Below are 13,900 nucleotides of genomic sequence, written 5' to 3' on the forward strand. Positions count from 1 at the left end.
ACTGCCCCCGGAGACCAGGTGTGGTGGCTCAGTTCAGCAGCATCGCTTACCGGCCACTGCAGGCGCTGAACCGCGTAAAAACACCGAGCCATTTTCCGTAGGGGCGGACCTTGTGTCCGCCCGCCCCCCCGGAGACCGGGTGTGGTGGCTCAGTTCAGCAGCATCGCTTACCGGCCACTGCAGGCACTGGACTGCAGTAAAAGAACCGGACTTTGTATTCGCCCATAAAAAATCCCCGCTACGGCGGGGATTTTTTATCGCTCCGGATCGGGCTACTCGAATTTCACCACCCGCACGCTGATGCGGCGGTTTTTCTTTTTGCCTTCCTCGGTGTTGTTGTCGGCAATGGGCTTGCTTGAGCCCATGCCGGTGGCGGAAATACGCTCGCCGTCGATGCCCTTGTCGATCAGCATCTGGCGCACAACCTGCGCGCGCTGCTCAGACAGCTGCTGGTTCCTGGCCGCATCCCCCTCGCTGGAGGTATGACCCTCGATCGCCACGGTCACTGCGGGGTTGTCCTTCAAGATCGTCACCAGGGCATCCACATTGGGCGTGGTCTGGCTGGTAACCGTTGCGCTGTCGGTTTCGAACTCGATCGCCAGCGGAAACTCGCGATTGGGATCGCGGGATGCACTGCCCAGATAGCTGCGGAACTGAGTGGCGAAATCCTCAACCGCACCCGTACCCTGGGCGGGCTGCTCGCCGGTGGCCGTCTGCTTCTGCTCCAGCATCGGCTCGCCGGGCCGGTCTTCCACCTTCTGTTTTTTTGCACACATATTCAGTGCATAGAGCGCCGCCAGCGCAATCAACAGCGGCCAGAACCATTTGCCGAATCCGCCTTTTTTCTGCGGTGTGTGGTGCACATGCGCGGTCTGCGGCTCCCCGTGACCGTGGGTTTCCAGTTGCTGGCCGAGATCGCCGAACTCGTGCACGCCGATTTCCTTCAGCAGGCCTTTCGGAATCTGCTTCTGAATATGTGGCTTTTGCGCCAGCAGCAGCGATGCCAGGCCGCCGATATCCAGGCCCTTGTTCTTAACCAGTTTACCCAGCATCGACATCAACAGCGGCGCCGCCACTTTCAGCAGGCTGCCACCGGTATTGCCGCCGAGGCCCAGCGAGTTGGTAATGAGGTTACCGATATCGGCGCTCTTGCTGCCGAAAATGGCCTCGAGCATATTGCTGCCGCTTTTCTGCAGGCTGCTCATCTGCTCCGGGTCGCTGAACACATCGCCGATCGAGGACATGTCGAGACCGGAGGAACCGGTCACCATATTGAACAGCCCGGCCATGCCGGTCTTGCTGCTGCCTCTGTTCAGCATACCGGCGACGACCGACGCGAGGCCGGTATTGACGGCGGACTCCCTGTTGTCTTCCGGAAGACCCAGCGCACTGCCCAGCGCACCGAGACCGGAAGCGCCCAGTTCACGCACTGCCATATCCAATAAATTGTCCGCCATATGTTCTACCTCGCCGATCGAATCGTCTCAACGTCTCCTCTGAGTGTATGGCACAAAAGTCATCGAATTAGTCCGATTCCGAATAACCCGGAACCGGAACCCAACCTGCCTTTATGGTCACGATTAGTTCCGCGCGCGTCACCACCGCTGATGCCTTTGATCATTGCAGCTCTGCCGGGTGGAACTAAGGTTACTGGCAACGGAAAAACCAATAACAACAACTCCTCAACCAGAGAGGCACGCACCATGCCCACCGAGGCCTATATTTACGATGCCATCCGCACGCCGCGCGGCAAAGGTAAAGCCAGCGGCGCCCTGCACGAAGTCAAACCCGTCACCCTGCTCGCCGACCTGCTGCGCGAACTGCAGCGCCGCACTGATCTCGACAGCAAAGCCGTCGACGACGTCGTCATGGGCTGTGTCACCCCGATCGGCGACCAGGGTGCCGATATCGCCAAGACCGCCGCGCTGGTCGCCGGCTGGGACTGGGACATGGGCGGCGTCACCCTGAACCGCTTCTGCGCATCCGGCGCCGAGGCAGTCAACCTGGCCGCGGCCAAGGTACGCTGCGGCTGGGAGCAGCTGGTGGTGGCCGGCGGGGTGGAATCCATGTCGCGGGTGCCGATGGGCAGCGACGGCGGCGCCTGGGCCGCGGACCCGCGCACCGCGCTGGATACCGGCTTCGCCCCGCAGGGCATCGGCGCCGACCTGATCGCCACCCTCGGCGGCTTCACCCGCGAGGATGTGGATAACTTCGCGCTGCAATCGCAGCGCAAGGCCGCCGCCGCGTGGCAGAAAAAGGCGTTCACCAAATCGGTGATCCCGGTGCGCGACCAGAACGGCCTGCTGATCCTCGATCACGACCAGCTGGTGCGCCCGGACACCTCGATGGAAGGCCTCGGCCAGCTGAAACCCTCGTTCGCCGGCCTCGGTGAACTGGGTTTCGACAATGTCACCCGCGAACGCTACCCGCAGGTGGAGCGTATCGACCATGTGCACACCGCCGGCAACTCGTCCGGTATCGTCGACGGCGCCGCGGCGCTGCTGGTCGGCAGCGAACAGGCGGGCAAAAGCCTGGGCATCGAGCCCCGCGCGCGCATTGTCTCGGCCGCCGTAGTCGGCACCGATCCCACCATCATGCTCACCGGCCCGGCACCGGCTACACGCAAGGCGCTCAAGGTCGCCGGCCTGTCGGCGCAGGATATCGACCTGTTTGAAGTCAACGAGGCCTTCGCCGCCGTGGTGATGCGCTTCCAACACGAGCTGGATATCGACCCGGACAAGATCAACGTCAACGGCGGCGCCATCGCCATGGGTCACCCGCTCGGCGCCACCGGCGCCATGCTGATCGGCACGGTGCTGGACGAGCTGGAAGTACGCGAGCAACGCTACGGCCTGGTGACACTGTGTGTCGGCGGTGGCATGGGTGTGGCCACCATCATCGAACGTCTCGGCTGATTCACTCGTGAAGAAAATACTGCCCTGTATTTTCCCACGCCGGTCTGCGGCGCCTGTTCGCAAACCGGACACGACAATCCGCCTGCGTTCGCAGCCGGTTTGCGCGCGAGCCCTCCATGGCTCGCAAACAAAAGGATAAAACGATGAAATCCATTCGCCTGGAAAAAGACAGCGACAATATCGTCCACCTGATCCTGGACAACCCCAACGCCTCCGCCAACGTGATGGACGGCGATTTCACCGACTCGCTGCACGCCGTGGTGCAGCAACTGCAGGGTGAAGACTACACCGGCATCATCCTGCGCTCGGCGAAGAAAACCTTTTTTGCCGGCGGCGACCTCAAGGGTCTCTACGCCGCCAAACGCGAGGAGGCCGAAGCCTTTTTCGCCAACTGCCAGGCCCTGAAAGCAGACCTGCGCTGGCTCGAAACCCAGGGCAAACCGGTGGTAGCGGCGATCAACGGCACCGCCCTCGGCGGCGGCTGGGAACTGGCGCTGGCCTGCCACCACCGTATCGCGCTCGACGAGCGCAAGGTGAAGATCGGCCTGCCCGAAGTCACCCTCGGCCTGCTGCCCGGTGGCGGCGGCTGTGTGCGCATGCCGCGCCTGCTGGGCATGCAGAATGCGCTGCCGTATCTGCTCGAGGGCAAACAGGTGGACGCGCAACAGGCGCTCGACGCAGGCCTGATTCACCAGCTCGCCAGCGACGCCGAGCAGCTGCTCGAACACGCCCGCGCCTTTGTGCTCGCCAACCGCGGCGAAACCGTGCAGCAGCCGTGGGACCAGCCCGGCTACCGCATGCCCGGCGGCGACGCCAAGAACCCGAAAAATGCGCAGCTGCTGATGGTCGCCCCGGCGATGCTGAAACAGAAAACCCAGGGCTGCCTGCCGGCACCGGAGGCGATACTGGCCACGGTGGTCGAAGGGGCCGAAGTGGATTTCGATACCGCCACGCGCATCGAATCGCGCTACTTCGTCGAGCTCACCTGCGGCCAGGTGGCGAAAAATATGATCGGCACTTTCTGGTTCGGCCTCAACGCGATCAAGGCCGGCGCCTCATTACCGCCGGCCGCGCGCGACATAAACACGCCCCCGGTCGAGAAAATCGGCATTCTCGGTGCCGGCATGATGGGCGCCGGCATCGCCTGCGCCTGTGCCCACAAAGGCGTGGACGTGGTGCTCAAGGATGTCTCCCTCGACGCCGCGGAAAAGGGCCGCGCCTACACCGCGCGCGCGCTGCAGAAACGCGTCGACCGCGGGCGCATGAGCGAAGCCGATATGCAGGCAGTACTCGGCCGCATTCACACCACCATCGACCCGGCCGACCTCAAGGGCTGCCAGCTGGTGATCGAGGCGGTGTTCGAGGATCGCGACCTCAAGGCCGAGGTCACCCGCGAGGCGGAGGCGCAGCTGGGCGACGACGCCGTGTTCGCCTCCAATACCTCCACCCTGCCGATCACCGGCCTGGCCCGCGCCGCCGAGCGGCCGCAGCACTTTATCGGCCTGCACTTCTTTTCCCCCGCCGACAAGATGCCGCTGGTGGAAATCATCTGCGGCGAGCAGACCAGTGATGAAACCCTGGCGCGCGCCTTCGCCTTCGTGCTGCAGATCGGCAAGACACCGATCGTGGTCAACGACAGCCGCGGCTTTTTCACCTCGCGGGTATTCGGCTGCTTCACCAACGAGGGCATCGCTATGCTCGGCGAGGGCGTGTGCCCGGCCACCATAGAAAATGCCGCCGCGCTGGCCGGCTTCCCGGTAGGGCCGCTGGCGGTCAGCGATGAAGTCTCGCTGACACTGATGGGCCGCATCCGCCAGCAGACGGTGGCCGACTTCGAGCGCAAGGGCGAAAAGCCGCCGGCGCATCCCGCCGACGCCGCCATCGACCGCATGCTGGAACTGGGCCGCGCCGGCAAGGCCGCCGGTGGCGGTTTCTACACCTATCCCGATAACGGCAAGAAACACCTGTGGAGCGGCCTGGGTGTGGAGTTCCCGCCGGCGCAGCGCCAGCCACCACTCGAAGATGTCAAAGAACGGCTGCTGTTCGCGATGGCCGTGGAAACACTGCGCTGCTATGAAGAACAGGTGCTGCGCAGTGTGCGCGATGCCAATATCGGCTCGATTTTCGGTATCGGCTTCCCGCCGTGGACCGGCGGCGCGCTGCAGTACGTCAACCAGTACGGCCCGGCCGACTTCCGCGCCCGCGCGCAGGAACTCGCCGACCACTATGGCGAGCGCTTTACGCCACCGCCACTATTGGAAAAGCTGGCGCGGAACAACAGTGCGCTGAGCGACGACTGACCGCGTATGTAAATCAGCGGGCGCCGGCCGCGCCCGCGGGCAGAACAAAAACCGCGGGAGGCCCGAGCAGCGGTCTCCCGGCATGAAAAAATGGAGAACAGCGATGATCCCGAGAACCGTCTTCAACGAGGAACACGAGCAGTTCCGCGATACCGTGCGCAAATTCCTGGAAAAAGAGGCTGCGCCTTTTCATCACCAGTGGGAAAAAGACGGCCAGGTCGACCGCACCCTGTGGAACAAGGCCGGCGAGATGGGGTTCCTGTGTCCGCAGATTCCCGAGGAGTACGGCGGCCTGGGGCTGGACTTCGGCTACAACGCCATCGTCGCCGAAGAGATTTCCCACGCCGGTCTCAGCGGCATCGGCTGGGGCCTGCACTCGGATATCGCGGTGCCGTATATCGTCAACTACGGCAGCGAGGAGCAGAAACAGAAATACCTGCCCAAGTGCATCAGCGGTGAGATCATTACCGCCATTGCCATGACCGAACCCGGTACCGGTTCCGACCTGCAGAATGTGCGCACCACCGCGATTAAAGACGGCGACCATTATGTGCTGAACGGCTCCAAGACGTTTATCACCAACGGCCAGCTGGCCGACCTGGTGATTGTGGTGGCCAAGACCAATCCCGACGAGGGCGCCGCCGGTGTCAGCCTGTTACTGGTAGAGACCGACCTGCCCGGATTCCAGAAGGGCACCAACCTGGACAAGGTGGGCATGAAAGCCCAGGACACCTCCGAGCTGTTCTTCGACGACGTCAAGGTGCCGGCGGAGAACCTGCTCGGCGGCGAGGGCCAGGGTTTCGTGTACCTGATGCAGGAACTGGCGCAAGAGCGCCTCGGGGTCGCCATCGGTGCCATCGCCAACGCCGCCGCGGCGCTGCGCTGGACCGTCGACTATGTGCGCGAGCGCAAGGCCTTCGGCAAACCCATCGCCGCCTTCCAGAACACCCAGTTCAAACTGGCGGAGCTGGACAGCGAACTTACCGCACTGCGCGTGTTTATCGACCGCTGCCTGGAACTGCACTACGACAGGAAGCTCGATGCCGCCACCGCCGCCAAGGCCAAGCTGCTGGCCACCGATTTCCAGTGCAAGCTGCTGGACGAGTGCGTGCAGCTGCACGGCGGCTACGGCTATATGTGGGAATACCCGGTGGCCCGCGCCTGGGCCGACGCGCGCGTGCAGCGCATCTACGCCGGTACCAACGAAATCATGAAGCTGATCATCTCGCGCGATCTGTTAAAGGACTAAGCGCAAAAGCCGCGCTCCTCTCCCCACGGAGAGGGGCCGGGGTAGCGGGTCAGGAGGAGAGAGCCGCTGTAGAGAAACCTGCCCGCAGGCAAACCGGTGCGCACGGCGCACGCTACAAATTTGCACAACACCATGAAGCAGAATAACGGCCCGCTCAGCGGCCTCAAGATCCTCGACTTCACCACCCTGCTGCCCGGACCCTACGCCACCATGTTGCTCGCGGATATGGGCGCCGAGGTGTTGCGGATCGAATCGCCCACACGCCCGGACATGCTGCGCGGCCTGCCGCCGATGGTGGGCGAAGGCAACAAGGTGTCCGCCGCCCACGCCACCATCAACCGCAACAAGCAATCCCTGGCGCTGAACCTCAAGCATGCGGCCGCCGGCGAAATCGTGCGGCGCCTGCTGGCGGAATACGACGTGGTGCTGGAACAGTTCCGCCCCGGGGTGATGGACAAGCTCGGGCTCGGCTACGCGGCACTGCAACAGACGCGCCCGGACCTGATCTACTGCTCCATTACCGGCTACGGGCAAAGCGGCCCGCTGCAAGATCGCGCCGGGCACGATATCAACTACTTGGCCCTGTCCGGCCTCGCCAGCTATTCCGGCCGCGCCGCGTCCGGCCCCAGCCTGGCGGGCACGCAGGTGGCAGATATCGCCGGCGGCTCGCACCACGCGGTGATGGGCATTCTCGCCGCGGTTTACCAGCGCCAGCAGAGCGGCAAGGGCAGCCGCATCGATATCAGCATGACCGACTGCGCCTTCGCCCTCAACGCCGTCAGCGGCGCCAATGCGCTCGCCGGTGCCGGCGATCCGCAGCTGGAAGCCGAGCTGCTGAATGGCGGCAGCTACTACGACTACTACCGCACCGCCGATGGCCGCTACCTGTCGGTGGGCAGCCTCGAGCCGCAGTTTGCCCAGCAGTTCTTCGCCGCGCTGGGTCACCCGGAGTGGCTGCAGCGGGTGCTGGAGCCGGACCAGCAGGAATCCCTCAAGCGCGACATCGCCGCCCTGATCGCCACCCGCACCCAGGCCGACTGGGTGCGCCGGTTCGCCGACGGCGACGCCTGTGTGGAACCGGTGCTCAACTTCGGCGAGGCCGCCGGCAGCGCGCTGCTGCGCGAGCGGCGCATGCTGTGCCGCGCAGACTTCGACGACGGCACAGCACTGGCGCAGATCAACACGCCGTTCGACTTCGATGGCGACAAGCCCGACGTGCACACCGCCGGCGCGAAACTCGGCGCCCACTCGCGGGAGCTGCTAAATTTACTGGGATATAGCGATGAAGAGTTCGAGCGGCTGTGCGACGAGGGCGCGGTTACCTGAGCGCCACCGCTGACCGGATTGGCTGGTTGTGGTCGGGCACTGGGCCCGCCATCACCGCGATCCGGCCTAGAGGCTGAGCAATGAACCTGGTCTGGTTTCACAACGATCTGCGCACCGGTGACAACTGCTCACTGCATCAGGCCTGTAGCAAGGATGCCGGCGTCATCGCCCTCTACTGTTTCGACCCGCAGTATTTCCGCACCAGTGAATTCGGTTTCCCGCGCACCGGCAAGTACCGGGCGCAGTTCCTCCGCCAGACCCTCGGCGACCTGCGCACGCAACTACACGCCCTCAATATCTCGCTGATCATCTGCCACGGCGACCCCGCGCTGCTGTTGCCGGATATCGTGCGGCGCTACAACGTGACCGACATCTACCGCCAGCGCGAATGGACCCGCGACGAGCGCCACACGCTCGAGCGCGTGCTGGCGCGGCCGGAGCTGCGCGACGTGCGGCTGCACGAGTGCTACGACCAGTTCCTGCTGCACCCGGACGACATGCCGTTCACCTCACTCGAAGACCTGCCGCAGGTGTTCACCGCATTCCGCCAGCGCTGCGAGGGGCACATCGCGGTGCGCGCGCAGCTGCCCAACCCGCCCTGCCGGCGCCCCGGCAATCTGATCGAGTGCGACAGCCGTATACCCGACATGGAAACGCTCGGCCTGGAACCGTTCGAGCGGGATCCGCGCAGCGTGTTTCCGTTTGTCGGTGGCAGCAACGCCGCGCGCGCACGGGTTCACCAGTACTTCTGGCGCACCCTCGGCCTGACCCGCTACAAGCACACGCGCAACGGCCTGCTGGGGCGGGATTACAGCAGCAAGCTGTCGCCGTGGCTCGCCAACGGCAGCCTGTCGCCGCGCCACGTGTACTGGAAAGTGAAGGCCTTCGAGCGCGATGTGATCGCCAACGAAGATACCTACTGGCTGATCTTCGAACTGCTGTGGCGGGATTTTTTCAAATATATCTCGCTGCAGCACGGCGACCGGATTTTCCACGCCAGCGGCCTCAGCACTCGGCCACATCACGGGCGGCACGACCCGGAAGTGCTGCAACAGTGGATCGAAGGACGCACGCAGTACGATTTCGTCAATGCCAACATGCGCGAGATCGCCGCCACCGGCTGGATGAGCAACCGCGGCCGGCAGAATGTGGCCAGCTACTGGTGCAAGGAAATGGGCCAGGACTGGCGCATCGGCGCCGCCTGGTTCGAGAGCCTGCTGATCGACCACGACGTGCACAGTAACACAGGCAACTGGCTCTACCAGTGCGGCGCGGGCAACGACCCGCGCGATCGCAGATTCGATATCGAAGCGCAGGCCGCGCGCTACGACGCGGACGGCCGCTACCGCCGCCAGTGGCTCCGCTAGCGCCGCCAGCCAGAACTGGCGCCTGCCCCCGAACCGGTACCGGCGGCACGAAAAAACGGATAACAAGATTGAAAACCCTGCGGCTGATTCTCGGCGACCAGCTCAACCACAAGCACTCCTGGTATCGCGACGACGATGCCGACACGCTGTATTTCCTCGCCGAAATGCGCCAGGAGACCGACTACGTCAAACACCATGTGCAGAAGGTGGTGGCCTTTTTCGAGGCCATGGCCGCCTTTGCCGCGTGGCTGCGCGGGCGCGGCAAGCAGGTGATCCACTGGCAGCTCGACACGCCCGAGAACACCCAGCACCTCGGCAAGAATATCGCCCGGCTGGTGCAGCAACACGGTATCGAGAAATTCGAATACCAGCTGCCGGACGAATACCGCCTCGACCAACAGCTAAAGCAACTGGCCGACGATCTCAGCATCGGCTGCGAGGCCGTGGACAGCGAGCACTTCCTCACCAGCCGCAGCGAACTAACGCAGTTCTTCGATGGCAAGAAATCGCTGCTGATGGAGAGTTTCTACCGGCATATGCGCCGCAAGCACAACCTGCTGATGGATGGCGACAAGCCGGTCGGCGGCCAGTGGAATTACGACCAGAGCAACCGCCGCAAATGGAAAGGCAAACCGGCCATCCCGCACGAACAGGGGTTCCGCAAGGATGTGCGCGCGACGCTGCAGCGTATCGAAACGGCCGGGGTAAAAACCTTCGGCAACATCGATCCGCGCCAATTCAACTGGCCCACCACCCGCGCCGACGGCCTGAAGGTGCTGCGCTACTTCTGCGAACACCTGCTGGTGCACTTCGGCGATTACCAGGACGCGATGGACCCGGACGAAGTCTACCTTTTCCACAGCCGCCTGAGCTTTGCCATGAACAGCAAGCTGCTGCACCCGCGCGAGGTCATCGACGCGGTGATCGAGCACTGGCAGCAGAACAAAAGCACCATCTCGATCAACGAGGTGGAAGGCTATGTGCGGCAGATTCTCGGCTGGCGGGAATATATGCGCGGTATCTACTGGCGCGAGATGCCCGGCTACGCCCGCTGCAACCGCCTCGGCAACCATAACGACCTGCCGGATTTTTACTGGAGCGCAGACACCCAGATGAACTGCCTGCACCACGCGATCAAAAACAGCCTCGAGCACGCCTATGCGCACCATATCCAGCGGCTGATGATCACCGGCAATTACGCCCTGCTCACCCAGGTACACCCCGACCAGGTAGATGCCTGGTATCTGGGCATTTATATCGATGCGATCGAGTGGGTGGAAATCACCAACACCCGCGGTATGAGCCAGTACGCGGACGGCGGCCTGGTGGCGACCAAGCCGTATATCAGCAGCGGCAGTTACATTCACAAGATGAGCAACTACTGCGCGGGCTGCCGCTACAACGTGAAGGAAAAGACCGGCGACGACGCCTGCCCGTTCAACAGCCTGTACTGGAATTTTCTCGCCGAGAAACGCGCGCATTTTTCCGGCAACCCGCGCATGGCGATGATGCTGAGCCTGCTCGACAAATTGGACAGAGACGAGCTGCAGGCACTGCGCAGCCGCGCGCGGCAGATCATCCGCAACCCGCAGGATTTCTGAGCCGGGTTCGCGCGGCCGTTACGCGCAAGCAGGGCGCTAGTCAAACATATTTAGCGATCGCGATCGCCAGCGCAAACGTGATCTATCCGGCCATTCCGAAATGCCCCGCACTGCGTTAAAGTCGCCGGGCCTTGTCCGCAAGGCATCCACCTTTCAGCGAGAGAACTCAGTATGGCAAACTCGGAAATCAGCGAGATCAAGCGACTTTTCACCTCCCGGCTCGACGTGCTCGATCACATCCTGTCGGTGGGCGAAGCCCATTTTGCGGATATGGAAGCGACCCTGCAGGAGCGCCTTGCAGAAGACATGCTGCCGCTCGGCACCCAGGTCGCCTTCGCGTGCAACCAGCCGCGCAGCTTTGCGCAGTGGTGTGCCGGCGAGGCGGTGGCCAACCTCAGCGCCGAGGTCGATTCACTGGCGATGGCACGCGCGCATATAGCCCAGACCAAAGAGCTGGTGGCCGGCATTGCCGTCGATGACCGCAAGCTCGACGAAATCAAGCGCGTGGGTCTCGGCCCGGGCAAATACTGCGAGCTGCCGGCGCGGCAGTACCTGAACGACCTCGTGATCCCCAACCTGTATTTCCATATCACCACCGCCTACGCCATCCTGCGCAAGCTCGGCGCGCCGGTGGGCAAGGCCGACTTCATGACCTACCTGATGCCCCACGTGATGGAAGAGGCCTGATCGCGGCCGTCCGCTGACAGACGCCGGTTGCGCCGCAGTCGCGCGGCCGGCGACACGCCACGCCGAAGCCCTCGCAACACTTCGCCTTCACAAATCTCTCCAACCCCCTCCCTGCGCAGGCGCCCGAATGCGACGCCACACGCGCCAGAGCGCCGCCCGGGCGCACGGATAACGGCTATACCTTGGCTTAACGGCAGCGCGCCATGCACCCGCTCGAGTGCATGCGCCAGAGGGCTACCGCCGCAGCCTTGCAGATCGGAAGCAGAGGGACGTATGAATCGCATCGTACAAGCGCGCTGGATCGGCGCCGCACTGGGTCTGTTGCTCGCGCTGTCGGCCCATGCCGCGCAGCGTATTACCGGGTTGGTGCAGGGCGCGAACCAGCCGATTGCCGGCGCCGCGGTGACGCTGTGGCTGGCAGGCAAAGACGCGCCGCAGAAACTGGGCGAAACGCGCAGCGGCGACGACGGCCGTTTTGCCATCCCGCTCGGCGGTGAGGGGGATGGCATCTACTACCTGACCGCGGCGGGCGGCGTGGCGCAGGCGGCAGCCGGCGCCCAGGCGAATCCAGCCGTGCGCCTGCTGGCCATTCTTGGCAGCGCGCCACCGCAGCAGGTCACGATCAATGAACGCACCACCGTGGCCTCCGCGTGGACCGCCGCGCAATTCCTGCGCGACAGCGGGTTGAGCGGCAATGCGCTGGGCCTGAAGATTGCCGCCGGCAATGTGCGCAACCTCGTGGACCTGCGCGGCGGCGGCCTGGGCCCGGTGATCCAGGACCCGCTGAACAGTAACCGCACCCCGACCCTGGCCCGCTTCAACACCCTGGCGATTCTGCTGGCGGCGTGCATCACCACGCGGGATCACTGCAACCGGCTGTTCGCGCTCGCCACGCCGCCCGGTGGTGCCGCCCCGGACAACACCCTCGCCGCGAGCGTCAACATAGCCCGCTACCCGTGGCACAAGGCCGGCGAACTCTTCGCACTGCTCGATGCGTTTTACCCGGTGCCCGCCGGCGAGCACTGGCGCAAGGTGCCGTTTATTCCCTATCTCAATTTCGCCCCCAGCGCCTGGACGCTGTCGCTGGTGTACGCCGGTGGCGGCCTCAATTCGCTCGGTGGTATCGCTATCGATGGCGACGGCAACCTGTGGTCCGGCGACAATTTTCTCGTCGGCGCGCAATCCACCATCTTTGCCGGGTTTGGCGGTGGCGTGTCGAAGCTGTCGTCGCGCGGTGAACCACTGTCGCCGATGACCACCGGCTATCGCGGCGGCGGCGTCGATGGCCCCGGCTTCGGCCTCGCCATCGGCCCGGATAACAAGGTCTGGACCACCAGCCTGGCGGGCCAGAATATTTCCACGTTCGACCGCAACACCGGCAAGCCGCTGTCGCCGGCGGGCGGTTACGACTTCGGCGGCAAGCTGGGCGCCATGCAGGGCATTATCGTCACCCCCAAAGGCGACGTGTGGGCGCTCGACAACGGGCGCGACCAGATTGTGCAGCTGCCCGGCGGCGATGCCACCCGGGGCCGTATCCTCGGCAGCAATGCGAAGGGCAAACCTGCCGACGGCAGCCTGCCGTTGAAGGCGCCGTTTCACCTCGCCGTGGACCAGCAGGACCGGATCTGGGTGACCAACAGCGGCGCCGATACCGTCACCCGTTTTCCTGCCAGTGATCCAACCCGCGCCGAGCAGTTCAAGGTCGGTTACGCGCCGCGCGCCATCGCCATCGACAGCCGCGGCAACGCCTGGGTGGCCAATACCGTCGGCCACCCGTCCACGCGGGAGAAACTGGCGTTTATCGAGGCCAAGCTCAAGGCGCACGCGGAAAGCCGCAAGCAGGGTGTGTCGGAATCCGAGCGCGCGGCGCGCGAGTGGATCGACCTGTACGAGATCATCACCAAATATCCCGGTGGCGATGTCTCGCTGCTGGCGCCGGACGGCAGGCTGCTCGGCACTTTCGACGGCCACAAGAGCATCGTCGGCGCCTGGGGCATTGCCATCGACGGCAACGACAATGTCTGGGTCGCCAATTCCACCGGGCGCTCGATCACCCAGCTGTGCGGCGTGCGCATTGCCAACTGCCCGCCGGGATTCAGGACCGGCGACCCGATCTCCCCCGCCGCCGGCTATCTCGGCGGCCTGCAGATCGTCACCGACGTGGCGGTCGATCCGGCCGGCAACGTGTGGGTCGCCAACAACTGGGACAGGCCCGACGAGGGCTTCAAGCAGACCCCGAGCGAGGCCCTGTCGACCCGCTTCGGCGGCGATGGCGCGGTGGTGTTCTTTGGCCTCGCCAAACCCGTGCGCACGCCATTGATTGGCCCGGTGCAGGCGCAATAACGCCTGCCACTGGAACCCCTCGCGTAAGTAACTGCACACTCACTCCCCAGTGCGCTGCCGTGTTGCCCGGCACCGGGCCCGCCCACACCCCGCCGCATTGAACTAATTGACC

9 protein-coding genes are annotated in these 13,900 nt (G+C 64.3%); 8 read left to right on the top strand and 1 reads right to left on the bottom strand.

All coding sequences use genetic code 11. The annotated features are described in order from the left end of the window. Positions 1-272: 272 nt before the first annotated feature. Complete coding sequence (locus ABDK11_RS17435; RefSeq protein ID WP_346837797.1) at positions 273-1,457, bottom strand: OmpA family protein; 1,185 nt, start codon at positions 1,455-1,457, stop codon at positions 273-275. A 246-nt stretch (positions 1,458-1,703) separates the two neighbouring features. Between ABDK11_RS17435 and ABDK11_RS17440 the strand changes: the two genes are divergently transcribed. The 8 genes from ABDK11_RS17440 to ABDK11_RS17475 all read left to right on the top strand — a co-directional run bounded on the left by ABDK11_RS17440 (position 1,704) and on the right by ABDK11_RS17475 (position 13,788). Next, positions 1,704-2,915 carry an acetyl-CoA C-acetyltransferase gene (locus ABDK11_RS17440; RefSeq protein WP_346837798.1) on the top strand — a complete coding sequence of 404 codons (1,212 nt, stop codon included), beginning with the start codon at positions 1,704-1,706 and terminating at the stop codon, positions 2,913-2,915. A gap of 143 nt (positions 2,916-3,058) precedes the next feature. After that, the gene (locus ABDK11_RS17445; protein WP_346837799.1) at positions 3,059-5,215 is read left to right on the top strand and encodes a 3-hydroxyacyl-CoA dehydrogenase NAD-binding domain-containing protein; all 2,157 of its coding nucleotides are present in this window, start codon (positions 3,059-3,061) and stop codon (positions 5,213-5,215) included. A 103-nt stretch (positions 5,216-5,318) separates the two neighbouring features. Next, positions 5,319-6,464, top strand: a complete 1,146-nt coding sequence (locus ABDK11_RS17450; RefSeq protein ID WP_346837800.1) for an acyl-CoA dehydrogenase family protein — start codon at positions 5,319-5,321, stop codon at positions 6,462-6,464. 132 nt (positions 6,465-6,596) lie between these two features. Further along, a complete protein-coding gene (locus ABDK11_RS17455; protein ID WP_346837801.1) occupies positions 6,597-7,790 on the top strand; it encodes a CaiB/BaiF CoA-transferase family protein in 1,194 nt (397 codons plus the stop codon). Positions 7,791-7,870: 80 nt separating this feature from the next. Beyond that, positions 7,871-9,157: a DASH family cryptochrome gene (locus ABDK11_RS17460; protein ID WP_346837802.1), complete on the top strand. Its 1,287-nt coding sequence runs from the start codon at positions 7,871-7,873 to the stop codon at positions 9,155-9,157. Between the two features lie 68 nt (positions 9,158-9,225). Beyond that, on the top strand, positions 9,226-10,758 hold the full coding sequence (locus tag ABDK11_RS17465; RefSeq protein WP_346837803.1) for a cryptochrome/photolyase family protein: 1,533 nt from the start codon (positions 9,226-9,228) through the stop codon (positions 10,756-10,758). Between the two features lie 171 nt (positions 10,759-10,929). Then, complete coding sequence (locus tag ABDK11_RS17470; RefSeq protein ID WP_346837804.1) at positions 10,930-11,445, top strand: DUF1993 domain-containing protein; 516 nt, start codon at positions 10,930-10,932, stop codon at positions 11,443-11,445. Between the two features lie 273 nt (positions 11,446-11,718). After that, a complete protein-coding gene (locus ABDK11_RS17475; protein WP_346837805.1) occupies positions 11,719-13,788 on the top strand; it encodes a hypothetical protein in 2,070 nt (689 codons plus the stop codon). Positions 13,789-13,900 lie beyond the last annotated feature (112 nt).

The sequence above is a fragment of the Microbulbifer sp. SAOS-129_SWC genome (assembly GCF_039696035.1).
Classification (GTDB): Bacteria; Pseudomonadota; Gammaproteobacteria; order Pseudomonadales; family Cellvibrionaceae; genus Microbulbifer.

Bases quoted from the DNA above. Each gene is read 5' to 3' on its own strand.
- ABDK11_RS17435 (WP_346837797.1), bottom strand. From the start codon at position 1,457: ATGGCGGACAATTTATTGGATATGGCAGTGCGTGAACTGGGCGCTTCC.
- ABDK11_RS17440 (WP_346837798.1), top strand. From the start codon at position 1,704: ATGCCCACCGAGGCCTATATTTACGATGCCATCCGCACGCCGCGCGGC.
- ABDK11_RS17445 (WP_346837799.1), top strand. From the start codon at position 3,059: ATGAAATCCATTCGCCTGGAAAAAGACAGCGACAATATCGTCCACCTG.
- ABDK11_RS17450 (WP_346837800.1), top strand. From the start codon at position 5,319: ATGATCCCGAGAACCGTCTTCAACGAGGAACACGAGCAGTTCCGCGAT.
- ABDK11_RS17455 (WP_346837801.1), top strand. From the start codon at position 6,597: ATGAAGCAGAATAACGGCCCGCTCAGCGGCCTCAAGATCCTCGACTTC.
- ABDK11_RS17460 (WP_346837802.1), top strand. From the start codon at position 7,871: ATGAACCTGGTCTGGTTTCACAACGATCTGCGCACCGGTGACAACTGC.
- ABDK11_RS17470 (WP_346837804.1), top strand. From the start codon at position 10,930: ATGGCAAACTCGGAAATCAGCGAGATCAAGCGACTTTTCACCTCCCGG.
- ABDK11_RS17475 (WP_346837805.1), top strand. From the start codon at position 11,719: ATGAATCGCATCGTACAAGCGCGCTGGATCGGCGCCGCACTGGGTCTG.